The organism is Curtobacterium sp. MMLR14_002, from assembly GCF_001864975.1.
GTDB classification, from domain to species: domain Bacteria; phylum Actinomycetota; class Actinomycetes; order Actinomycetales; family Microbacteriaceae; genus Curtobacterium; species Curtobacterium flaccumfaciens.
In genome coordinates this window covers 160,919-182,520 of the sequence record NZ_MJGT01000047.1, presented here as the reverse complement: position 1 = coordinate 182,520, position 21,602 = coordinate 160,919, and the positions used below count along the sequence as shown (strand labels likewise).

Here is a 21,602-nt window from a genome sequence, read left to right as displayed (position 1 = left end):
GCACGGTAGGTCTCTTCACCGGCTGCGCCGCGGCAGCATTCTGCCCGATGGCCAGCTTGCAACGAACCGCGGAAGGACCGGCCGTCGACGCCGACCACGCAACCTTGAGCTATCGGTCCGCCTTCACGAAGTGGGATGAACGCGCAAGCGTGCGGTCTGCGCCGCGACGAGTCCTGCAGCCCAATTCGACGCTGTCCCTGTTCCCCGAAGAACTGGTGCCGATCGCATCGCATCCCCTGGTGCGCAGCCTCGGACCCGATGTTCTCGCGCAGATCCAGACGCGTCAGATGTACCGCTACCTGCACTTCACGGCGAAGCTCGAGTACCTGGTCGTCAACCACGTCACGCTCGGCATCGCGAACGGCAGCATCGCAGTTCCGATCCCTGAACAGATGCGCTTCGACGCGTTCAAGATCTACTGCGACGAGGCGTACCACGCCTACTTCTCGATCGATCTGATCCGGCAAGCGGAAGCGCTGACCGACCTCGCGGCGCCGAAGCTCGACGACGACCCGTACTTCCTCGATCGCCTCCGCGCCATGCAGGCGCAGCATGAGCCGCGACTCGCGGGGCTGATCGAGGTGGCGTTCACTATCGTCTCCGAAACGCTAATCTCCGCGACCCTGACCGACGTCGCTCGGGGAGAACGTGTCGACCCGGCAGTGACCGACACCGTCCGAGACCATGCGGTGGACGAGGGCCGTCACCACGCCTACTTTGCCTCCTACTTGAAGTTCCTCTGGGCAACGTTGGACACCGGGGAACGCGATTTCATCGCACGGCTCTTCCCCAAGCTCATCGACGTCTTCCTCGACCCCGACCGCCCCTCCATCGCCGCCGAGCTCGCGTCCTACCGGATGCCGAACGACCAGATTCAGCAGGTCCTCGCCGACGTCTTCTCCCAAGAGCTGTGCCACGCATACAACAAGGCGACGTCCTCGAAATTGCTGACCTACCTGCAAGAGTTGGACGTGTTCGAGAACGCCGCCGCGTACGACTCCGCAGCGGAACTCGGGCTGCTGGGGTAGGGCACCCTGATGCTCATGTACTCGACGACGAGGGGACAAGCGTGACCGCAACGACGACGCAGCACCACGGCCGGATCGTATGGCCCGCGGCGGCCTGGTTCTGGGCACTACAGTTCGCGGTCCTCAATCCGCTGCTCGCTGTCCTCCTTGTCGAGCTGTACAACGCAAGCCCAGCGGAGGTCGGTTTGGCGCTCGGGGTGTACAACGTCGGTGGCTTCATCGCCTCGCTGGTGATACCCGTTCTGGCCGACCGAACAGGCAACTACCTCCGGCCGCTGCTGGTCTGCGGTATCGCTGGCGTCGCCTTGGTGGCCGTGCTCTCCTTGACGACGTCCCTGCCGATCGCCGTCTTCGCGCTCGTCGTCCTCGGTGGTCCGCCCGGCGTCGGGTCCACGCTGCTCTTCGCACAGCTCCGTCACGAAGGCGCACCGCCGGCACAGGTCATCCGCACCCGGGCGATCGTGTCCTTCGCATGGGTCGTCGGTCCACCGCTTGCCACCTTCTGCACGGGTGTGGCTGGGTCCCCGGCGGCGCTGATCCTCATTGGCATCATCGCCGTGGTGAATGTCGTCACCGCGGTGCTGCTCATCCGTTGGCGCGATGCCTCCATCCAACCTGACAGTGCCCCTCGCCCGAAACTGCTGGCACAGTTGCGCGGCTGGTCGCGCTGGGTGACCGTCGGCAGTTTCGTGTTCCTGCAAGCGACGAACATCGCCACCGTCACGATCGCTTCGCTCTTCGTTTCCCGCGACCTGCACAGCCCCCTTCTCTGGGCGGGCGTCGTCCTCGGCGCCGCTGCATTGCTCGAGATCCCAGCCCTCCTCTTCATCGGCCGTCTGCACGACCGGGTGGCGCCCCGGGTACTCCTCTTGACCGGTTTCACGGCTGGCGTCCTCTACTACGGTGCCGCTGCATTCGTGACGCACCCGTGGCAGCTGCTCATCCTGCAGCCGCTGAACGCATGGTTCTTCGCCGTCGTCGCAGGTGTCGGCCTGACCGTGTTCCAGGAAATTTTCCCGAGCCCCGGCCTCGCATCAGGTCTCTTCACCAACACACGACGTATCGGCGCTGTAGTTGCAGGCCTGCTCATCGCCCTACTGGCTGCGTTCCCCGCTCCGTACCGCGCGGTCTATGGAACTGCGGCGTTGATCACCGCCATCGTGGCGCTGGGCGCGCTCGCAATCGTCGTCCGTCAGAAGGCCACATCGCGCGAAATGTCCGACCGAGGCATGGCGTAGCGCGGGCCCCAGCCGCTTCAACCCGCAAGTACGACCAATCGAAAGGAACACCATTGAGCGTCACCACCAGCAAGATCGAACCGAGCAGCGAGTACCTCGTCCGATTCCTGAGTGACTGGGATTACCGGACGGAAGCGTTCCGGATCGCTGATCACCTCGTGGCTGCCGACGTTCAGGATGAGGAAGGCATTCTCGATCTCGCTGACGGCGACGGAATCCTCGCCGAGCTGGTGACCTACCTGGCGGCCTCGAAGCGGGTCGCTCTCTCCATCACAACTCCGACGAGCATCGGCGTGGTGTTCACGGTCTGGAAGGAAGCGCGTCGCCTCCAGCCCAACACCGCCGAGAACCCGACCGGCGAGGATGCTCTGCGAGCCAAGGTGACCGAGCTGAACTGGCTGTGCGACAACACCAGCCTCACCTGGCACCTCTACATCGTGGACGACGAATGCCCCGAAGGAAGCCTCGACGTCGCCCGCATCATCATCGAAGAGGAGGGCTTCACCGGCATCGACCTCCTCCGCCTCCGCGACGCGATCCCCGCCAGGAGCCTGCCCCTGAGCAAGCTCGCCAGCGTGGACCAGTCCGTCAAGGGCGGAGCCCTGATACTTGGTCTTCAGCGCGCAGTCGAGGACCAGCACGACTACGTGATGTTCACCGACTGCGACAACAGCAACAACCTCGGACAGCTCGGATTGCTGCTCGAACCGCTGGTCGCAGGCGACGTGAAGGCCGCAATCGGCGACCGCCGCTCCACCCGTGTCTCCCACTGGCAGGAATCCCGCGACAGCGAAAGCACCGCGAACTACGTTCTGAAGCGCGTCCGTCAGCTCCTCGCGTTCGACCTGGTCCTCCGTGACGTGACGTGCCCGTTCAAGATGTTCGAGCGGGTCTACCTCACCGAGATGCTCCGCGACCTGGACGTTTTCGACTTCTGCGTCGACTACGACATACTCGGCCGACTCAAGAGCGCGGACACGCCTCTCGTCACGGTTCCAGTCGTGTCGCTCGACTCCGACGCCGAGACCACGTGGATCCCACTCAGCAACGCCAGCGTCTGGTTGCAGAAACTCCGAGGCTGGGTGCACGTCGTCGAGAAGTACGAGCTCCCCCACAACCGCCAAGTGGCCGACCTCATCAAGGAGTACCTCCTGGATCAGGACAACATCCTCACCGTCCTGCAGGCAGGGGAAGAGGGAGTCTTCCTCGACGGGCGAAAAATTGCGCCGGCGGAGCAACTCAACATGAGTCTCGACGACATCGGAACCTGGCTCCACGCAACGTTGGCGAAGTAGGCAAGCGATGACCGACCGAAAGACCGCCGATCCCGGCGAAGCAGAAGAGGTAGAGCTCGGCCCCGTCACGACATCCACCGCGACACGGGCAACCACGAAGTACAACTTGACGGCCACCACTCCCGTGTCCGTCCAACGCCTCACCGTGAACTGCGTCGACCTACCCGACCTCGCGGCAGTCATCCCCTACAACCCTGAAGACCACTCGATCTATCTGATCGAACAGGTGCGAGCCGGACTCTTCGCAAAGCACGGCTGGAAGACTGACATCGAGCTGCCCGCCGGGTTCGTAGACCCAGGAGAGACGGCCGAGCAGGCAGCCCTTCGAGAACTGGAGGAAGAGACAGGCCTCCACGCGACCCACTCCACACTAATCAGCGAGTTCATCATCTCCCCAGGGTTCACCGGCGAGAAGACCTCCCTGCACCTCGCAGTGGTCGGGCAAGCGGAGCGCATCGACGGCTGGTACACAACGGTCGAAGGGGAGGCCCTGAAACTGCGTCGAGTTCCCGTCGCCGAAGTAGCGGCGCTCCTGGCAAGCGGTGAAGTCCACAACGCGCTCACCCACCTCGCGCTCAACTGGGTACTCGCGCACGTCGACTCCCTACCAGCGGTCTCATAGCGCACGGATCACCGTGACGCGTAGGGGCATAGAGCGGCGCGCAACTCCCATCAGGACGCCGCGACGAGGGAACTGTACGTTCAGAACTTCCTGTCCGACGACCGCGTGCAGGGAGCCCTTTCCATTGCGACAAGCTCCTGCAGGCCATCGAGCACATGGACGCGCAGCAGTCAGCCACACCGGGTCGATTCCTGTAGTCCGACGGTTTCCAGACACTGCACCAGGTACCTTCGGAACCCGCCACCCCGAGAACTCGTCCCCCACGCAGAACCACCGATGCCCGCGCCACCAACGTGGCGAGCAACGACAAGAGCCCCCGGCATCAGCCGGGGGCTCTTGTTTCGTGGTCAGACTTGCAAACGCTGGTACCCCAGACCTGCAAATGACCCTGTGGCGGTACCGGTGGGATTTGAACCCACGGTGGAGTTGCCCCCACACATGTTTTCGAGACATGATCCTTCGGCCGCTCGGACACGGTACCGGGAAAGAGTTTACACGATCCGGGAGGCCCGTGATGACACCCCGGGTCGGATCGCCCTCCACAAGCGGTCACCTGCAGGGCTCTCCCCACACCCACAGGTCCTCCTCGTCTCCGGCAAGACCGGCGGGCGTACCGTCCACGGCATGAGATCCCGCACGCTCATCGCACTCCTCACCTCCGTCGTCGGCAGCCTCGGCGTCGTCGGTGCCGCAGCCGTCGGCGCCCGCGCCGGCGTGAAGGGCCAACGGGCAGCGGCGCAACGGGTCGTCGACATGCTCCCGATCCACGCCGACTGGTGGCGGGAACGACAGCAGCACGAGGGGCAGCTGCTCTACGTGGCGATCGGTGACTCGGCAGCGCAGGGCGTCGGTGCGACCGCACCCGGGCGTGGCTACGTGGGGCTGCTCGCGCGGCGCATCCGGCACCGTTCCCACATGTCGGTCCGGGTGGTGAACCTCAGCGTCTCCGGTTCGACGACGTGGGGTGCGAAACGTGACCAGCTGCCGAAGCTCCGGCACTACGCGCCCGACGTCTGCACGGTGTCGATCGGGGCGAACGACATCGCCGACTTCGACCCGGACAAGTTCGAGCGGAACATCCGGGCGATCTACGGCGCGGTCCCCTCACACGCCGTGGTGGCCGAGCTGCCGTGCATGTTCGTGCCGGACCGGGAGCGCAAGGTGGCGGTGGCGAACGAGATCGTGCACCGGGTGGCCGACGAGTTCGGGCTGACGGTGGCGCCGCTGCACACCATCACGAAGCGCGTCGGGGTCCGCCGCACCTTCTTCAACAGCTACGGCGACCTGTTCCACCCGAACGACCGCGGCTACGAGGTCTGGGCGAGCGCCTTCGAGCCGGCGGTCGACGCGCGGGTCGACACGGTGGCGGCGATCCGGCACTACCTGTCCGTGCGCGAGGCCGAGAACCTCGGTCGTGAAGCCGGGGCGGTGGCGAACGCCCGCGCCGAACAGGACACCGACGGCGCCGAGGCACTCGACCACGCCTCGCGCCAGGGTCCGGGGCCGGTCGAGCGCCTGCGCCACCGGATGACCGGGTCGATCGCGGTGCCCGACGAACGAGACCGGTCGGACGAGCCAAGCACACCAGACGAGCCGGGCGACCACCCCGGTGATGTCGGCCGTACGGCCTAGCCTCGACGACATGGCGCGCCCGCAGTCCCTCTACCGTTGCACCGAGTGCGGCTGGACCACCATCAAGTGGGTCGGCCGGTGCGGTGAGTGCCAGACCTGGGGCACCGTCGAGGACAGCTCGGCGGCGTCGGCGAGCACCCGCGGCACGTCAGCGGTCGCCGTCACCGGTGCCCGGGCCGCGCGACCGATCACCGAAGCCCGCGGCACCTCCGTGCAGCGCTGGCAGACCGGCATCGGCGAGTTCGACCGCGTCCTCGGCGGCGGTGTGGTGCCGGGCGCGGCGGTCCTACTGAGCGGCGAGCCGGGTGTCGGCAAGTCGACCCTGCTGCTCGAGGTCGCCTCCCGAGCCGCAGCCTCGGGCAAGCGCGTCCTCTACGTCAGCGCCGAAGAGTCCGTCGACCAGGTCCGGCTCCGTGCCGAACGCACCGGGGCGATGCACGACGACCTGTACCTGGCGAGCGAGGTCGACCTCGGTGTGATCATCGGCCAGATCGACCAGGTCCAGCCCGACCTGCTCATCGCCGACTCCGTGCAGACCATCTCGTCGAGCTCGATCGACGGCATCGCGGGTGGCACGTCCCAGGTGCGCGAGGTCGCCTCGACCCTGATCCGCATCGCGAAGGACCGCGCCCTGCCCGTCCTCATCGTCGGCCACGTCACGAAGGACGGCACGATCGCCGGCCCGCGGCTCCTGGAGCACCTGGTCGACGTCGTCTGCCACTTCGAGGGCGACCGGCAGACCGCGCTGCGCTTCGTCCGGGCGCTCAAGAACCGCTTCGGCCCCACCGACGAGGTCGGGTGCTTCGACATGGGCGGCGACGGCATCCACGAGGTCCCCGACCCGAGCGGCCTCTTCATGTCGAAGAACGCCACCCCGGTGTCCGGCACCTGCGTCACCGTGGCACTCGAGGGGCGTCGCGCGCTGCCGGTCGAGGTGCAGGCCCTCATCGTCCCGAGCTCGGCGCCACAGCCACGCCGGGTCGTGAACGGTGTCGATGCCTCGCGTGTGGCGATGCTGCTCGCGGTGCTCGAACGCCGCGCCGGCCTCAAGCTGTCCGACGCCGACGTCTACGTGTCCACGGTGGGCGGCATGAAGCTCACCGAGCCCGGTGCCGACCTGGCGATCGCGCTGGCCCTCGCGAGCGCCGCACGAGACCGTCCGTACCCGCACACGCTGGCGGCCGTCGGCGAGATCAGCCTCGCCGGTGAGATCCGTCCGGCCACGGGCACGAAGCAGCGCGTGAACGAGGCCACCCGCCTCGGGTTCACGACGGTGCTCGGCTCGGACTCCGGGCACCTGCGCGAAGCCCTGCGTGTGGCGTTCTCGATGACGCAGTCCCCGCGCGAACGCGAGCTCGACCGCGCGTTCTGAGCGGCTACGCGCGCAAAGCGGCCAGCAGGTCCGCCGGCGCGGCCTGCATCGTGTGCGGGCCGGCGATGTCGAAGAACACGCCCTCGAGCATGTCGAGGTGGGCAGCCAGGAACTCCTCGAGCCGAGGCCCGTCGTAGACCATGACCTGCCGGATCTTCTCGTCCGGCACCATCGCCGTGTAGGCGTCCGCCGACGAGAACAGCAGCAGGATGCGCTTGTCCGACCCCTCACGGCCGAACACTCGCACCTGCATGTCCTTCTTGCCGGTGACGAGTCGGGGGACGATCACGATGTCGTGGCGGAGCGCGAACGCCACCGCAGCGACGTCCTGCTTCGCGAGGGCTTCCTCGAGCTGTTCGCTCCGGAAGCGCTGTTCCTTGTCTGCCATCAGCTCAATTCCACCAGATTTTCGTCGTTCCGTGACGCACGGGTAGCCAGTCGGCCCAGAGCACGCTAGCCTGATGGAACCGCTTCGGCGGCGCTCAACGTCCGGGCGAGGTGGTTTGCCCCTCAACCCGGGCCCCAGGGTCACTGGCCGACAGGCCTGGCCCCGAACCCGTCCCGCCGGCACCTGCCCGCGTGGCGCATCACCCCCGTCGACGTACGTCGGGGTCTCCGTCGGTGCATCTGCACCTTGGCGGAAGCAAGAAAGCTAAGGAAACGCCATCATGGCATCTACCGGTACCGTCAAGTGGTTCAACAACGAAAAGGGCTTCGGCTTCATCGCCCCGGACGACGGCAGCGCTGACGTCTTCGCGCACTTCTCTGCGATTGCTGGCAACGGCTACAAGTCGCTCGAGGAGAACCAGAAGGTGGAGTTCGACATCACCGAGGGCCGCAAGGGCCCGCAGGCGGAGAACATCACCGTCCTCGGCTGATCACATCAGCTTGAACAGGCCCCGTCGTCTTCGGACGACGGGGCCTGTTGCTGTTCCCGGCGCCCTGCGAGGCACAGGCCAGCCGGAACGGATCGGAACCGCGCACTGCGCACCGCGAACCGCGCTCCCGCCGCCTACTGCAGGATGAACTGCACCGAGCTCTTCGACTCGAGGTTCCCGACGGCGACCTGCAGGTGGTAGCTCGCGCCTCCCGCGGTGACCGCCGGCCGTGACGAGTCGCACGTCGACGTGGACGAGCGGGTCCGGTCCCAGGCGATCGCCGGGGTCGTGAGCGTCTGACCGGACTTGATCGTGACGTCCTGGTTCGTGCCGCCGGTCTGGCAGTCCTTCGACGACCAGTACTGCTCCTGGCCCGAGCTGATCGTCAGCACCTGCTGCGCCGATCCGAGGTCCAGGTGGCAGGAGTTCGTGCCGGAGTTCTTGATCGACATCGCGATCTTCGGGTCCTCGGTGGGGCCGTAGGCCGACTTGTCGAGCACCGGGGTCAGGACGATCTGGTCCTTCGTGCAGGTCGAACCGTCGGCAGCGGCGGGCTTCGACGCAGAAGCCGAGGCGGAAGCCGATGGCTTCGGCGAAGCGGACCGCGAGGACCCGGAACCGGAACCGGCAGACCCGGCAGGCGATGCACCTGCACCAGACCCGGCAGCAGCAGAGGCCGACGCACTCGGCGCCGCCGAGGTGGCCCCGCTCCCCCGCCCGACGACGATGAGCACCACGACCAGGACGACGACCAGCAGCGCCCCGAGCACGAGCGCCCGGCGGCGCCAGTAGACGACCGGCTTCTCGGGCCCGACGGGGTGACGCAACGACGACATGCGCACAGGGTAGACAACGGCGCGGGCCGCACCCGGCCACCCCGCCGGGCGGCACGAGAAAGCGTCAGAGGTTCTTCAGCATGCGGGTGTTGCCGAGGGTGTTCGGCTTGACCCGGGCGAGGTCGAGGAACTCCGCGACCCCTTCGTCCGACGAGCGGACCAGTTCGGCGTAGACGTCCGGTGAGACGACGCTCTCGCCGATCTCCAGGTACCCGTGCTTCGCGAAGAAGTCGACCTCGAAGGTCAGGCAGAAGATCCGGGCGACGCCGAGTTCACGGGCGTCGTGCTCGAGCGCTTCGAGCATCCGGTGCCCGACGCGCTTGTGGATCCACTGCTCGTCGAGGGCGAGCGTGCGCACCTCGGCGATGTCGTCCCAGAACACGGCGAGTGCGCCGCACCCGATCGGGGTGCCGTCGGGCCCTTCGGCGATCCGGAACTGCTGGATCGAGCCGTACAGGGCGACGTTCTCCTTGCCGAGCAGGATGCGCCGGTCGACGTAGGGGGCGATGAGCCGCTGGATGTGCGGGACGTCCGAGGCGAGCGCCGGACGCACGAGGATCCCGTGGTCGTCGCGCTCGTGGAACGCGTGCTTGCCGTGCTCTGTCATCCGCCCCACACTACTGCGCAGCGACGGACGGACCCGCATCCGCCGAAGCCGCAGGGGGACAGCGCTGCTGAGTGCCGCCCAGGTCGATCGGCCTACCGTCCGGTGCATGCCTCAGATCATCGAAACCGTCGACGTCAACGTCCCCGTCCGCCAGGCCTACGACCAGTGGACCCGTTTCGAGGAGTTCCCGCACTTCCTCGACGAGGTCGAGAAGATCGTCCAGGTCGACGACAAGACCACCGACTGGACCGTGAAGATCGCCGGCCAGGAGCGCGAGTTCCGGGCCCTCATCACGGAGCAGCACCCCGACGAGCGTGTCGCCTGGACCGTGAAGGACGGCGAGACCGACCACGCCGGTGTCGTCACCTTCCACAAGCTCTCCGACGCCGAGACCCGCGTCACCGTGCAGATCGACTGGGAGCCCTCCGGCATCCTCGAGAAGCTCGGCTCCGCCGTGGGCGTCGGCGGCCACGCCGTCAAGAAGGACCTGCAGAACTACAAGGAGCGCGTCGAGAACGCACCGACCCAGCCGGGCTGGCGCGGCGACGTGCAGGCGTAGTCCGCACCACACGACGGACGGGAGGCGCGGTGCCAGCTGGCACCGCGCCTCCCGTTCGTTCGTCCCCCGTTCGGCATCCCCCCCATCGAAATGCCGACCTGACGAGCGAGCGCGAGCCTGGCAGAGTGGTGACACCGGCCGACGCGCTGGATCAGTTTTATCATGTCTGAGACAGATGTGAGAGTGGGGACACGTGATCGAGTACAACGACGACGACGCACACCGTCGGGAACTGTCGCGCAAACTGCAGCTCCTGATGGACGTCGTCGAGGCCAACTCGGGCCAGCGACCCCCGTACAAGGAGATCGCCGCCGAGATCGAGGCGCAGGGTGCGTCGATGAGTCGACCGCGCTGGGGCTACATGCTCGGCGGCAACGGTCCGGCCGTCCGCGACCAGCGACTCCTGGCGGCCCTGGCGACCTACTTCGGCGTCCCAGCGGAGTACCTGACAGACGCTGCCGGCAACACGGACGTGCCGGAGCGGGTGCAGGCGCAACTGGAACTCGTGCTCGAACTCCGCAAGCGCGAGGTCGTCGCGTTCGCCACCCGGCGTCTGGGCGAGTTCGCCTCGGCGGACGAGATCCGCGACTTCACCGACCACCTGCGTCGCCTGGACGAATCGGGCGGCACCCCGTGAGCGGGTACCGCGACCGCTTCGACGCCCTGCGTCGGCAGACCGAGGCCCGTCGCCGCGTGCAGCGCCTCGGGCTCCCCCGTCGGCTGTCCCTGCCGGAGCTGACCGCCCGTGCCGAGGCGGCGCTCGGCAAGCCGATCCTCGTGCGCACCACGGAGCTGCCGGGCGACCTGTCCGCGCGGCTCATCCAGCGCACCGACCACGCCCTGCTCGAGACCCGCCCCGGGCTGTCCGAGCGCTCCCGGGTGGCGTGCGTGCTGCACGAGCTCGCCCACGTGTTCATGGACGACACCGGCTGTGACCACCAGGCGTACACGGGGCTGCTCAGCGGCCGGACGGCGTTCACCCGCTCGCTCGACACCCCGCACGAACAGGCCGTCGAGCTCGTCGCCGACCAGCTCGCGCTGCGGATCGGGCTGCTCGACCCCGAGGGCCAGCCCGGGATCTTCCGGTGACGCGGTGACGCTGCACGTCTGGGGGTCGATCCCGGTCTGGCTGATCCTGGCGGTGCTGGTCGCCCGGCTGCTCCTGGTGCGCACCCAGTCGGCCAGCGTCACCTGGCTGATGGTCTGCTGCAGCTGCGTCGCCGTCGGGCTCACGATCAACCAGCCCGACGTCACGACGTTCCTCGCCGGTGTGACGCACGTGCCGAACATCGCCGACCTGATCGGCCGCTGCCTGATGGTGTGCGGCATGTTCGCCCTCGCGCAGTCGGTCGAGGCCGCCGCACGCTCCGCCAAGCTCCTGCGCGCCAGCCGCATCATCGGCTGCGTGCTCGTGCTCGTCGCCCTGGTCGGGCTGTTCAGCCTCATCGACGCACCGACCCCGACGGCGCAGTTCATGGTGGCCTACGGCGACCAGCTGCCGACCGCGCTCTACTCCGCGGTCGAGATGACCTACATCGCCATCGTGATCGCCCGGTCGGCCGTCGCCGTGCTGCGCGGGTTCCGGAGCGGCGACGGGCTCGGCCGCCTGTACTGGCTCTTCGTCGTCGGAGCCGCCGGCCTCGTGCTGCTCGCCGGCATCGCGATCGCCCTCGACGCCGTGCACGTCGCCGGCGCGGATGGTGCGGTCGGGGTCCTGTCGACGCTCTACACCCCGGTGTTCCTCGGCTCGATGGTCCTGCTCGCCATCGGCGCAGCCGGCGGCGTCCTGCCCGACGCCGCACGGGAGTTCCGCGACTGGCGGGCCGCCCGACGCCGGTTCCGCGTGCTCGAACCGGAACTCCGGCGGCTCGAGACGGCATCGGGCAACACCGGGCTCTACTTCACGATCGTGTGGCAGCGTCGCCAGTGGCGGAGTCGGCAGCACCGGCTGTCCGTCGAGATCGAAGACCGCGCGCGCGAGGCTGGGCAGGACGTCCCGGCCGCTGCGACGCTCACCACGGCACGACTCAGGGAGATCACATGACCGGCGCACGCATCACGGCACTCGGCACCGCGGCAGGGGCGGTCGGCACGCTCGGACTCGGCGCCTTCGTCGCACGACGGTTGCTGTTCCCGACGCCGTACACGGCGACCGCGACGGTCCGCAGCGCCACGGACACCGAGGTCGAGCTGACCGCCACCCGCGACACCCGCCTGCCGGGCACCTACGACCTGCAGCGCGACGGCACCCGGGTGCAGGTCGGCGCGATCACCACCGCGAGCACGGCGACCGGAGCCAGCAGTGACGGCGACACCGTCCGCCGCAGCGTCACCGCCCCCGTGGCGACCGGTGCGTGGGGCTGGGACGCCCTGCGGTACGACGGACCGGACGACGTGCCCGGCACGGAGCCCGAGGCCGCCACGACCCACGTGGTCCACGTGCACGGGCAGTCCCTCGGCCCGCGCCAGGTCCTGCGCGGTGTCGGGGTCTGGCGTGCGCTCGGCGCCTCGTCCGAGGTCGTCGACACCACCGACCTGCCGCTCCGCTCGCTCGACGCCGGGGCAGCGGACCGCATCGTCGCCGCCGTCCGCGCCGCCCGAGCGCGTGGTGCTCAGCGCGTCGTGCTGCAGGGCTGGTCCGCCGGCGCGCTCGCCTGCTCCGTCGCCGCCGCACGCGTCGACGTCGACGGACTCGTGGCCATGTCACCCCTGCTCGACGTCGCCTCGGCACTCCGCGGAGCCGTCCGGGGCGCGCACCTGCCCGCGTTCGTCGGCACCGTCGCCGCCCGCATCGCGACCACGAACGTGCTGTCGCGGCTCGCCGGGGCCCCGACTCCCGTCACGACGACCACCTGGCAGGACTCGTCGACGCCGACGCTGCTGATCCACTCCGAGGCCGACGCCCTGGTCGCCGCCGACGACGTCGCCGCGCGGCAGGGCGCCACCACGGTCACGTTCCGCACGGCACCGCACACGCTCGAGTGGAACGAGGACCCGGAGCGCTGGGAGCGCGCCGTCCGCGACTTCGCCGCACAGCTGCCCGACGCCGCCTGACGCGGCGGACGCCCGCACGGCCGACCGGCAACCACCCACAGACGTGCAACGGCCCCGGTCTGCGAACAGACCGGGGCCGGCTGCGTCTCGATCCGTTGGGGGGAACCGATCGAGCGCGACGCGCGAGGAGTTGGGGGGAACGTCTCGCGCGTTGTCATCACAGTACCCCCGGACGGGGGTCCGTGGCCGCAAGGACGCGCAGATCGGCGTTGCGGGATCTGAACCCGACCCGAGAACGGACAGGAGGCCCGGTGCCAGCTGGCACCGAGCCTCCTGTCCGTGGGGTGTCAGGTCCTAGGACTCGATCTCGCCCTGGGGCGTGTCGGTCGCGGCCTCGACCGCGGCTGCACCGGCGAGGACCTCTTCGCGGCCCGGCTGACGCCCGGTCTCGAAGTGGAACGCACCGTCGACGAAGTCGACCTTCACGTGGTCACCGGCGTTGAGCTCACCCTGCAGGATGTGCTCGGACAGCTGGTCCTCGACCTCGTGCTGCATCGCGCGACGCAGGGGCCGAGCACCGAGGGACGGGTCGAACCCGACCTTGATGAGCTGCTCCTTGGCCGGCAGCGTGAGCTCGACGGTCATGTCGCGGTCGAGCAGGCGGTCGGCCAGACGCTTCACGAACAGGTCCACGATCTGCAGCAGCTCGGGCTGCGACAGCTGCGGGAACACGATCGTGTCGTCGACACGGTTCAGGAACTCGGGCTTGAAGTGCTTCTTGAGCTCCTCGTTGACCTTGCCGCGCATGCGGTCGTAGCCGACGGCCGAGTCACCCTCGACCTGGAAGCCCACCGGGCCACCGGCGATGCCCTGCGAACCGAGGTTCGTGGTCATGATGATGACGGTGTTCTTGAAGTCGACCACGCGGCCCTGACCGTCGGTGAGACGGCCTTCCTCGAGCACCTGCAGCAGCGAGTTGAAGATGTCCGGGTGGGCCTTCTCGATCTCGTCGAACAGGACCACGGAGAACGGCTTGCGGCGCACCTTCTCGGTGAGCTGGCCGCCCTCCTCGAACCCGACGAACCCGGGAGGGGCACCGAACAGGCGGGAAACGGTGTGCTTCTCACCGAACTCCGACATGTCGAGGGAGATCAGCGCACCCTCGTCGTCGAACAGGAACTCGGCGAGAGCCTTGGCGAGCTCGGTCTTCCCGACGCCCGTGGGGCCGGCGAAGATGAACGAGCCGGAGGGACGGTTCGGGTCCTTCAGGCCGGCACGGGTCCGGCGGATGGTCTTGGACAGGGCCGAGATGGCCTCTTCCTGACCGATGACGCGCTCGTGCAGTGCCTTCTCCATGAAGACGAGACGCGAGGTCTCCTCCTCCGTGAGCTTGAACACCGGGATGCCCGTGGCCTGGGCCAGGACCTCGGCGATGATTCCCTCGTCGACGGTGCCGGACGCGGCGACGTCACCCGCACGCCACTGCTTCTCGAGGCGGAGACGCTCGCCGAGGAGCTTCTTCTCCTCGTCGCGCAGGCTCGCGGCCTTCTCGAAGTCCTGCTCCTCGATGGCGGCTTCCTTCGATCCGCGGACCGTCGAGATCTTCTCGTCGAACTCGCGGAGCTCCGGCGGTGCCGACAGGATCGACAGACGCAGGCGAGCGCCGGCCTCGTCGATCAGGTCGATGGCCTTGTCCGGCAGGAAACGGTCCTGCACGTAGCGGTCCGCCAGGTTCGCCGCGGCGACGATCGCGCCGTCGGTGATGGACACCTTGTGGAACGCCTCGTACTTGTCGCGCAGACCCTTGAGGATGTTGATCGCGTGGGGCAGCGACGGCTCGTTGACCTGCACCGGCTGGAAGCGACGCTCGAGTGCGGCGTCCTTCTCGAAGTGCTTGCGGTACTCGTCGAGCGTGGTGGCACCGATGGTCTGGAGCTCACCGCGGGCGAGGAGCGGCTTGAGGATCGAGGCCGCGTCGATCGCGCCCTCGGCTGCACCGGCACCCACGAGCGTGTGGATCTCGTCGATGAAGACGATGATGTCGCCGCGGGTGCGGATCTCCTTCGTGACCTTCTTCAGGCGCTCTTCGAAGTCACCGCGGTAGCGGGACCCGGCGATGAGCGACCCGAGGTCGAGCGAGTAGAGCTGCTTGTCCTTCAGTGTCTCGGGCACGTCGCCCTTGACGATCGCCTGGGCGAGGCCCTCGACGACGGCGGTCTTGCCGACGCCGGGCTCACCGATCAGGACGGGGTTGTTCTTGGAGCGGCGGGAGAGGATCTGCATGACCCGCTCCATCTCCTTCTCGCGCCCGATGACGGGGTCGAGCTTGCCGTCGCGCGCGGCCTGGGTGAGGTTCCGACCGAACTGGTCGAGGACCTGCGAACCCTGCTGCGCGTTCTGCTGCTGCTCGCCGCCGACGGCGACCGCTTCCTTGCCCTGGTAGCCGGACAGGAGCTGGATGACCTGCTGGCGCACCCGGTTCAGGTCGGCGCCGAGCTTCACGAGGACCTGGGCTGCGACACCCTCGCCCTCGCGGATCAGGCCGAGCAGGATGTGCTCCGTGCCGATGTAGTTGTGGCCGAGCTGCAGCGCCTCGCGCAGGGACAGCTCGAGCACCTTCTTGGCGCGCGGCGTGAACGGGATGTGCCCGGTCGGCTGCTGCTGGCCCTGCCCGATGATGTCCTGGACCTGCTCGCGCACGGCGTCGAGCGAGATGCCCAGCGACTCCAGCGCCTTGGCGGCGACGCCCTCGCCCTCGTGGATGAGGCCGAGGAGGATGTGCTCGGTGCCGATGTAGTTGTGGTTGAGCATCTTCGCTTCTTCTTGAGCGAGGACGACAACACGACGGGCCCGGTCGGTGAATCTCTCGAACATGTGCTCTCCCTTGGCCCCTGATGAGCGGAGCCGACGCTGTGCCGGTCTCGTGTGAGTCCGGCCAAGTACTTCGAGAGTAACCAGCGCTCCCCCCGGGGGCTGCCCCTGTTCGCCGTGGGCGTGACCAGGGTGCGTCTTGTGCGCAGTGAGCGAACGACGAGACGGGCGAGACGGACTGGGCCCCGCCGCCGGTACCGGACCGACGCGCCAGCGGCGGGTCGGCCGTGCCGGTGGGAGAGGCTCGTGGCGGGGTCGCCACGGGCCTCCAGTCCGCTTGTCGGTCGCGCTGGGTCAGGCGCGCCGCACCGCGCGACGCAGGTCGCGTCGGAAGCGGCGCGCGTCGACGCCCAGGGCGTCGAGGACGTCGTGCGCCGAACCGGCGAGCGGATCGTCGACCGAGTCGAGCACGGCGAGGACGACGTGCGGTGGCCGGATGCGCTCCGAACGGCCCGCGATCGTCGCGGCTCGGGCGAGCACGCGCATCGCAGCGGGCGTGCACGCGACGCGGTCGTGTTCGCCGGGGCAGGTGGTGTGGGCACCGACGAAGGCGCGGATGCCGGAGCGGACGGTGTCCGGGGTGATCCGGTGGGCGTCGAGGACGGGGCGGAAGCGGGGCATGCCGGCGCAGAGCGTGACGGCGGCCAGCAGCAGGTGTTCGGCGTCGACGAAGCCGAAGCCGGACTCGTGGGATTCGAGGTCGGCGAGCAGCACGATCTCGCGGCCGTGCCGGACGGAAGGGAGGGCGACGGAGAGCTGACCGGTCTGCATGTATTCAGAATATCGCATGCCGCTGCGAAGGGACAGCCCGCATCGGAGGTCCGCTCGGTACGATCCGCTCATGGAGCAGCCCGTCGTCGGCCTCGTCGTCCACCCGACCAAGAACGTGCAGGAGTCCGTGACGACCCTGCAGCGCTGGAACGCGTCCGGCCAGGGCGAGCTGCTCGCCCGCCGCGCGGATGCCCAGCGCATCGGCGGCGGGGTCGACGTGGTCGACGACGACGACTTCACCGACCGCGTCGACCTGGTCGTGGCCCTCGGCGGCGACGGCACCATGCTCGGCGCGATGCGGCTCGTGGCGAAGCGCCCGGTGCCCGTCCTCGGCGTGAACTACGGCAACGTCGGGTTCCTGGTCGAGATCGAGCCGCCCGAGCTCGAGAGCGCGCTCGAACGGCTGTCCGCCGGCGAGTACCAGCTCGAACCGCACCACGCGCTCGAGGCCCGGTTGTCCTGGGGTGGTGCCCGCACCGACTACCTGGCGTTCAACGACCTGACCATCGTGCGACGGCCGGGCTCCGGGCAGGTGTCGGCCGACCTCAGCGTCGGGGGCCTCGGGTACGGGTACTACCGGGCCGACGCCATCGTGGCCGCGACACCCGCCGGCTCCACGGCGTACAACTACGCCGCCGGTGGGCCGGTGCTCTCCCCCGCGCTGTCCGGCTCGGTGGTGACGCCGGTCGCGCCGATGGCCGGGATCGACCGCTCGGTGGTGCTCGCCGCGCGGGAGCGCTACCGGTTCGACATCGCCGAGGGCACCAGGAGCGCTGCGCTCGAGGTGGACGGGCTCGTGGTCGGCGAGGTGGCCACCGGGGCGCAGATCGACATGCGGCTCCGCAAGGACGCCGGCAGCGTGGTGCGCCTCGACGCCGAGCGGCACGGGCGCACCGGACGCGTGAAGCTCAGCCTGCTCGACCTGCCGGTGCGGCCCGACCAGCTGGTCGAGCTCATCCCGAGCGACCTGCGGCAGAAGCTCCGGCGCGAGATCGACGACTAACGCCGCGCCGGGGCTGGCCCTGGCTATGGCTCCGGCTCCGGCTCCGGCTCCGGCTCCGGGAACGTGAATGGCCCGCTCGAGCAGTGCTCGAGCGGGCCGTCCCATCACCCCACCGGATCGTCTTCCCACAGAACGACCCGGTTTCCCCGCGCCGGCACGGGTGAACGTGCCGGCCGAAGTCCACTGACCTAGTCGGTCAGGTACAGCTGCATGTCCTGCGAGACCGCCTTGGCGAACAGGCGCAGCTTCGCGCGCGACTCCACCCGGCTGACGGCCTGGCGGGTCGTGTGCACGATCTTCGAGATCTCGTCGAGGGTCATCGGCTTGTCGTCGTCCAGGCCGTAGCGCATGCGGATGACGTTCGCCTCGTCGCTGGGCAGCTCGGCGACGATGGAGCGGATGTCGCGGTGCAGCAGCGTCGTCTCGGTGAGCTCGTTCGGGCTCGCGGCGTCCTCGTCCTCGATGAAGTCACCGAGTTCGCTGTCGTCGGAGTCGCCGACCACGGTGTGGATCGAGACCGGCTCGTGCGAGCGACCCTTGAGGTCGACGAGTTCCTCGACGCTCATGCTCAGCTCGGCGGCCACTTCCTCCGGCATCGGCGCACGGCCGAGGTCGACGGTGAGGTCACGCTCGGTGCGCGAGATCTTGTTGATGAGCTCGACGGTGTGCACCGGGATGCGGATCGTACGTGCCTTGTCGGCGAGACCACGCGAGATGGCCTGGCGGATCCACCAGGTGGCGTAGGTCGAGAACTTGTAGCCCTGCGTGAAGTCGAACTTCTCGACCGCACGGACCAGGCCGAGGTTGCCTTCCTGGATGACGTCCATGAAGGGCAGGCCGCGCTGCGAGTACCGCTTGGCGATGCTCACGACGAGGCGGAGGTTCGAGGTGATCATGCGCTCCTTGGCACGCTCACCGTCACGGACGAGCCAGCGGAGTTCACGCTGCAGGGTCTTCGCGAGACCCTTCTCGGTGGCGAGCTTCTCTTCGGCGAAGAGCCCGACCTCGATGCGGCGTGCGATCTGCGCTTCTTCCTCGGCGGTGAGGAGCGAGAGACGGCCGATGTGACGGAGGTAGTCGCCGACCTGGTCGACCGAGGCGCCGCGGACACCGGCGAGCTGCTCGTCGGCCTCGACCTCGGTGTCGAGGGAGGTGGTGGCGGACTCGGCGGTCGCGGTCTTCGATGCCGATGCCTTCTTGGTGGCGGTGCGGCGGGTGGTGCTGGGTGCAGCCGTTGCGATCGTCATGGTGTTTCTCCCTGCGTTCGACGGTGATGGCTTCGTGGGGCGTTGCCTGGGGGTGCTGATGAGTAAAGCGGCCCGGAGGTGTACCCCACAAATCGTTCGGAGCGATTCTCAGGGTTCTCCGTGCTTCATCATCGAAAGCGTCCCCCGCGGGGTACAGCCCACCGACAGTCTGGTCCCCCAATCTGCCCTGGATCAAGCGGATAACGCCGTGTTTCCGGCGTTGCAGGCGTGTTTCACCAGCGTTTCCGATCGTGTACCCCAGGCGACTGCGTACTCCGGACATGCAAAAGGGGTACGTCCGACCGGATCAGTGCGATCTGGTCGTCGTACCCCGAATACCGAATGGGTGGGGGTCACCAGGAGGGTTCGAGCCACCCGTCCCGGCGCTTGGAGACCTCGAGGTCTGCGTCTCGGTCGAACTCGTCGTACTCGCTCTCGATGTCACCGACGAGGCTGCGGCCCGTGAAGGGATGTGCGGTGGTTGCCATGCGGACGATGCTCACCCCGGCACGCGTCGGCGAGGTGAACGGTGCGTGACGGTCCGTCGGCGCTCAGACGTCGAGGTCGTCGACGTCGCCCTCGTCGTCGAGGGGTCCACCGTCGGCTTCGCGGCCGGTTCCGTCGGGCCGGCCGGACGTGCCGGACACCGGGTGCCCGAAGGCGTCCTCCACGTCGAGGTCATCGAGGTCATCGACGCCGGCGACGGACTCCGGGATGGTGGGCATGCGCGACAGGATCACACCGCGCGGTGAACACGGGGTGAAGTGGATCGTGCGCGGGCGCCTACTCGGCCGACGTCGGAGCCGGCGCGGGGCGACCGTGCTCACGCTCGAAGCGGGCGCGCTCCTCGGCCTCGACCTTGGCGTACGCGGCACGCTCGGTCCGGTCGGCACGCATGATCGCGCGCATCACGAACCAGAAGATCAGGCCGACGACGATGGTCGGCGTCAGGGCGAAGACGATCCCGCTTACGACTCCTTCAGGCACCCGAGCATCGTACCCCGGCGGACCGGGAGCTACTTGACCAGCGGGAACAGGATCGTCTCGCGGATGCCCAGGCCCGTGATGGCCATGAGCAGGCGGTCGATCCCCATGCCCATGCCGCCCGACGGGGGCATCGCGTGCTCCAGGGCCCGCAGGAAGTCCTCGTCGACGCGCATCGCCTCGAGGTCACCGCCGGCCGCGAGCTTCGCCTGCTCGACGAACCGCTCCCGCTGCACGACCGGGTCGACGAGCTCCGAGTACGCCGTGCCGAGCTCGAAGCCGCGGACGTACAGGTCCCACTTCTCGACGACGCCCGGACGGGTTCGGTGCTGCCGGGTGAGCGGCGAGGTGTCGACCGGGAAGTTCATCACGAACGTCGGGCGGTCGAGCGAGTCGATGACGAAGTGCTCCCAGAGCTCCTCGACGTACTTGCCGTGCGTGGCGTGGGCGACCTCGACGCCCTCGGCCTCAGCGAGCGCCTGCAGCTCGGACAGCGGGGTCTCCGGGCTGATCGCACGCCCCGCGGCCTCGGACAGCGAGCCGTACATGTCGATGCGGGGCCACTCGCCACCCAGGTCGTAGGTGCTGCCGTCGGGCAGGGTGACCTCGAGCGCACCACCGGTGACCGCGCGGGTCGCGTTCTGCACGAGCTCCTGCGTCAGGTCGGCCATCTGCTCGTAGTTGCCGTACGCCTGGTACGCCTCGACCATCGCGAACTCGGGCGAGTGCGACGAGTCGGCGCCCTCGTTCCGGAAGTTCCGGTTGATCTCGAACACCCGGTCGATGCCACCGACGACGGCGCGCTTCAGGAACAGCTCGGGTGCGATGCGCAGGAACAGCTCGGTGTCGAAGGCGTTCGAGTGCGTCACGAACGGTCGGGCCGAGGCGCCGCCGTGCTGGGTCTGCAGCATCGGGGTCTCGACCTCGAGGTACTCGTGCGCGGTGAAGGTCTGACGGAGCGAGGCCATCACGGCGGCACGGGCACGCACGGTGGCGCGGGCCTCGTCGCGGACGATGAGGTCGAGGTAGCGCTGGCGGACCCGCGTCTCCTCGTTGAGCTCGTTGTGCAGGTTCGGCAGCGGCAGGATCGCCTTCGCCGCGATCGCCCAGTCGTCGACCATGATCGACAGCTCGCCGCGGCGCGAGGAGATCACCCGTCCGTGCACGAACACGTGGTCGCCGAGGTCGACGAACTCCTTCCAGCGGGCGAGGGACTCGTCCCCCACCTCGGCCAGGGAGACCATCGCCTGGATGCGCGAGCCGTCGCCCGACTGCAGGGACGCGAAGCAGAGCTTGCCGGTGTTGCGCGAGAACACCACACGACCCGCGATGCCCACGACGTCCTGGGTCTCCTCGCCGGTCTCCAGGTGCGCGTACTGCTCGCGCACGGCCGGGATCGTCGTGGTGATGGGGAGCTCGGCGGGGTACGCCTCGATGCCCGACTCCAGCAGCTTCGCCCGCTTGTCGAGCCGGACCTGTCGCTGCTCGCTGGTCTCCTGCTCGGCCAGTGCGGCGGCGTCGGCGATCGCGGTGTCGGGGGTGACGGTCTCGTCGGTCATGCGGGTGCGGCTCCGATGGTCGTGGGGGTCGGGGGAAATGCTACCCGCGCCGCGGTCCCGCCCCCGAACCGTGCCCGCCCGAGACCGCGGTCACAACACCCCGCCC

The 21,602-nt window shown here is 68.6% G+C and carries 23 protein-coding genes and 1 tRNA gene; 13 read left to right on the top strand and 11 right to left on the bottom strand.

The genetic code is table 11. The features are described from left to right. The first annotated feature begins 47 nt into the window (after positions 1–47). From BIU91_RS05365 to BIU91_RS05350, 4 genes are read left to right on the top strand one after another with little or no spacing between them, the layout of a single operon-like run. Positions 48–1,028, top strand: a complete 981-nt coding sequence (locus BIU91_RS05365) for a diiron oxygenase (protein ID WP_171907783.1) — start codon at positions 48–50, stop codon at positions 1,026–1,028. A 41-nt stretch (positions 1,029–1,069) separates the two neighbouring features. Beyond that, a complete protein-coding gene (locus BIU91_RS05360; RefSeq protein WP_171907782.1) occupies positions 1,070–2,266 on the top strand; it encodes an MFS transporter in 1,197 nt (398 codons plus the stop codon). Between the two features lie 53 nt (positions 2,267–2,319). Beyond that, positions 2,320–3,561, top strand: a complete 1,242-nt coding sequence (locus BIU91_RS05355; protein ID WP_071404524.1) for a glycosyltransferase — start codon at positions 2,320–2,322, stop codon at positions 3,559–3,561. A 7-nt stretch (positions 3,562–3,568) separates the two neighbouring features. Continuing rightward, positions 3,569–4,183, top strand: coding sequence for an NUDIX hydrolase (locus BIU91_RS05350; protein ID WP_071404523.1), 615 nt, complete (start codon positions 3,569–3,571; stop codon positions 4,181–4,183). Between the two features lie 391 nt (positions 4,184–4,574). Here BIU91_RS05350 and BIU91_RS05345 read toward each other — a convergent pair. Continuing rightward, positions 4,575–4,664: transfer RNA gene (locus BIU91_RS05345), tRNA-Ser, on the bottom strand. Between the two features lie 143 nt (positions 4,665–4,807). On the opposite strand from BIU91_RS05345, the gene BIU91_RS05340 reads away from it, so the two are divergent. Then, complete coding sequence (locus BIU91_RS05340; protein WP_071404522.1) at positions 4,808–5,815, top strand: SGNH/GDSL hydrolase family protein; 1,008 nt, start codon at positions 4,808–4,810, stop codon at positions 5,813–5,815. A 10-nt stretch (positions 5,816–5,825) separates the two neighbouring features. Then, entirely contained in the window at positions 5,826–7,187 is a 1,362-nt protein-coding gene (gene radA, locus BIU91_RS05335) for a DNA repair protein RadA (protein WP_084740666.1), read from the top strand. A 4-nt stretch (positions 7,188–7,191) separates the two neighbouring features. Here radA and BIU91_RS05330 read toward each other — a convergent pair whose 3' ends face one another. Then, a complete protein-coding gene (locus tag BIU91_RS05330; protein WP_017887661.1) occupies positions 7,192–7,575 on the bottom strand; it encodes an SseB family protein in 384 nt (127 codons plus the stop codon). A gap of 280 nt (positions 7,576–7,855) precedes the next feature. Here BIU91_RS05330 and BIU91_RS05325 point away from each other — a divergent pair, with 280 nt between their 5' ends. Next, a complete protein-coding gene (locus BIU91_RS05325; RefSeq protein ID WP_017887662.1) occupies positions 7,856–8,065 on the top strand; it encodes a cold-shock protein in 210 nt (69 codons plus the stop codon). Positions 8,066–8,199: 134 nt separating this feature from the next. Here the strand turns inward: BIU91_RS05325 and BIU91_RS05320 are convergent, their stop codons facing one another. Then, positions 8,200–8,901: a hypothetical protein gene (locus BIU91_RS05320; protein WP_071404520.1), complete on the bottom strand. Its 702-nt coding sequence runs from the start codon at positions 8,899–8,901 to the stop codon at positions 8,200–8,202. Between the two features lie 64 nt (positions 8,902–8,965). Continuing rightward, a complete protein-coding gene (locus BIU91_RS05315; protein WP_071245253.1) occupies positions 8,966–9,508 on the bottom strand; it encodes an amino-acid N-acetyltransferase in 543 nt (180 codons plus the stop codon). 106 nt (positions 9,509–9,614) lie between these two features. Between BIU91_RS05315 and BIU91_RS05310 the strand changes: the two genes are divergently transcribed. The 5 genes from BIU91_RS05310 to BIU91_RS05290 all read left to right on the top strand — a co-directional run bounded on the left by BIU91_RS05310 (position 9,615) and on the right by BIU91_RS05290 (position 13,121). Beyond that, positions 9,615–10,067 (top strand): SRPBCC family protein, encoded by a 453-nt coding sequence (locus BIU91_RS05310; protein WP_027467072.1) that lies wholly within the window; start codon positions 9,615–9,617, stop codon positions 10,065–10,067. A 193-nt stretch (positions 10,068–10,260) separates the two neighbouring features. Continuing rightward, entirely contained in the window at positions 10,261–10,704 is a 444-nt protein-coding gene (locus BIU91_RS05305; protein ID WP_035809351.1) for a hypothetical protein, read from the top strand. Next, complete coding sequence (locus BIU91_RS05300) at positions 10,701–11,156, top strand: hypothetical protein (protein ID WP_071404519.1); 456 nt, start codon at positions 10,701–10,703, stop codon at positions 11,154–11,156. Before BIU91_RS05305 ends, BIU91_RS05300 begins: the two co-directional genes overlap by 4 nt. Before the next feature lie 4 nt (positions 11,157–11,160). Continuing rightward, on the top strand, positions 11,161–12,111 hold the full coding sequence (locus BIU91_RS05295; RefSeq protein WP_071404518.1) for a hypothetical protein: 951 nt from the start codon (positions 11,161–11,163) through the stop codon (positions 12,109–12,111). Next, on the top strand, positions 12,108–13,121 hold the full coding sequence (locus BIU91_RS05290; protein ID WP_071404517.1) for a hypothetical protein: 1,014 nt from the start codon (positions 12,108–12,110) through the stop codon (positions 13,119–13,121). Before BIU91_RS05295 ends, BIU91_RS05290 begins: the two co-directional genes overlap by 4 nt. Before the next feature lie 294 nt (positions 13,122–13,415). On the opposite strand, the gene BIU91_RS05285 is transcribed toward BIU91_RS05290, so the two are convergent. Next, entirely contained in the window at positions 13,416–15,935 is a 2,520-nt protein-coding gene (locus BIU91_RS05285) for an ATP-dependent Clp protease ATP-binding subunit (protein ID WP_027467068.1), read from the bottom strand. 291 nt (positions 15,936–16,226) lie between these two features. Then, the gene (locus tag BIU91_RS05280; protein WP_071404516.1) at positions 16,227–16,703 is read right to left on the bottom strand and encodes a Clp protease N-terminal domain-containing protein; all 477 of its coding nucleotides are present in this window, start codon (positions 16,701–16,703) and stop codon (positions 16,227–16,229) included. Positions 16,704–16,773: 70 nt separating this feature from the next. On the opposite strand from BIU91_RS05280, the gene BIU91_RS05275 reads away from it, so the two are divergent. Then, on the top strand, positions 16,774–17,706 hold the full coding sequence (locus BIU91_RS05275) for an NAD(+)/NADH kinase (protein WP_071404515.1): 933 nt from the start codon (positions 16,774–16,776) through the stop codon (positions 17,704–17,706). Positions 17,707–17,894: 188 nt separating this feature from the next. Here BIU91_RS05275 and BIU91_RS05270 read toward each other — a convergent pair whose 3' ends face one another. The 5 genes from BIU91_RS05270 to lysS all read right to left on the bottom strand — a co-directional run bounded on the left by BIU91_RS05270 (position 17,895) and on the right by lysS (position 21,496). Then, positions 17,895–18,953, bottom strand: a complete 1,059-nt coding sequence (locus tag BIU91_RS05270) for a sigma-70 family RNA polymerase sigma factor (RefSeq protein ID WP_035809350.1) — start codon at positions 18,951–18,953, stop codon at positions 17,895–17,897. 353 nt (positions 18,954–19,306) lie between these two features. Then, positions 19,307–19,441 (bottom strand): hypothetical protein, encoded by a 135-nt coding sequence (locus BIU91_RS19440; RefSeq protein WP_258320880.1) that lies wholly within the window; start codon positions 19,439–19,441, stop codon positions 19,307–19,309. A gap of 63 nt (positions 19,442–19,504) precedes the next feature. Further along, positions 19,505–19,678, bottom strand: coding sequence for a hypothetical protein (locus tag BIU91_RS18830; protein ID WP_171907781.1), 174 nt, complete (start codon positions 19,676–19,678; stop codon positions 19,505–19,507). 58 nt (positions 19,679–19,736) lie between these two features. After that, on the bottom strand, positions 19,737–19,940 hold the full coding sequence (locus tag BIU91_RS05260) for a hypothetical protein (protein WP_071245264.1): 204 nt from the start codon (positions 19,938–19,940) through the stop codon (positions 19,737–19,739). Positions 19,941–19,969: 29 nt separating this feature from the next. Then, a complete protein-coding gene (gene lysS, locus BIU91_RS05255; protein WP_071404513.1) occupies positions 19,970–21,496 on the bottom strand; it encodes a lysine--tRNA ligase in 1,527 nt (508 codons plus the stop codon). Positions 21,497–21,602 lie beyond the last annotated feature (106 nt).

Coding starts and splice junctions, on each gene's coding strand:
- BIU91_RS05365 (WP_171907783.1), top strand. CDS start 48: ATGGCCAGCTTGCAACGAACCGCGGAAGGACCGGCCGTCGACGCCGAC.
- BIU91_RS05350 (WP_071404523.1), top strand. CDS start 3,569: ATGACCGACCGAAAGACCGCCGATCCCGGCGAAGCAGAAGAGGTAGAG.
- BIU91_RS05340 (WP_071404522.1), top strand. CDS start 4,808: ATGAGATCCCGCACGCTCATCGCACTCCTCACCTCCGTCGTCGGCAGC.
- radA (WP_084740666.1), top strand. CDS start 5,826: ATGGCGCGCCCGCAGTCCCTCTACCGTTGCACCGAGTGCGGCTGGACC.
- BIU91_RS05330 (WP_017887661.1), bottom strand. CDS start 7,575: ATGGCAGACAAGGAACAGCGCTTCCGGAGCGAACAGCTCGAGGAAGCC.
- BIU91_RS05325 (WP_017887662.1), top strand. CDS start 7,856: ATGGCATCTACCGGTACCGTCAAGTGGTTCAACAACGAAAAGGGCTTC.
- BIU91_RS05320 (WP_071404520.1), bottom strand. CDS start 8,901: ATGTCGTCGTTGCGTCACCCCGTCGGGCCCGAGAAGCCGGTCGTCTAC.
- BIU91_RS05315 (WP_071245253.1), bottom strand. CDS start 9,508: ATGACAGAGCACGGCAAGCACGCGTTCCACGAGCGCGACGACCACGGG.
- BIU91_RS05310 (WP_027467072.1), top strand. CDS start 9,615: ATGCCTCAGATCATCGAAACCGTCGACGTCAACGTCCCCGTCCGCCAG.
- BIU91_RS05290 (WP_071404517.1), top strand. CDS start 12,108: ATGACCGGCGCACGCATCACGGCACTCGGCACCGCGGCAGGGGCGGTC.
- BIU91_RS05285 (WP_027467068.1), bottom strand. CDS start 15,935: ATGTTCGAGAGATTCACCGACCGGGCCCGTCGTGTTGTCGTCCTCGCT.
- BIU91_RS05280 (WP_071404516.1), bottom strand. CDS start 16,703: ATGCAGACCGGTCAGCTCTCCGTCGCCCTCCCTTCCGTCCGGCACGGC.
- BIU91_RS05275 (WP_071404515.1), top strand. CDS start 16,774: ATGGAGCAGCCCGTCGTCGGCCTCGTCGTCCACCCGACCAAGAACGTG.
- BIU91_RS05270 (WP_035809350.1), bottom strand. CDS start 18,953: ATGACGATCGCAACGGCTGCACCCAGCACCACCCGCCGCACCGCCACC.
- BIU91_RS19440 (WP_258320880.1), bottom strand. CDS start 19,441: ATGGCAACCACCGCACATCCCTTCACGGGCCGCAGCCTCGTCGGTGAC.
- BIU91_RS18830 (WP_171907781.1), bottom strand. CDS start 19,678: ATGCCCACCATCCCGGAGTCCGTCGCCGGCGTCGATGACCTCGATGAC.
- lysS (WP_071404513.1), bottom strand. CDS start 21,496: ATGACCGACGAGACCGTCACCCCCGACACCGCGATCGCCGACGCCGCC.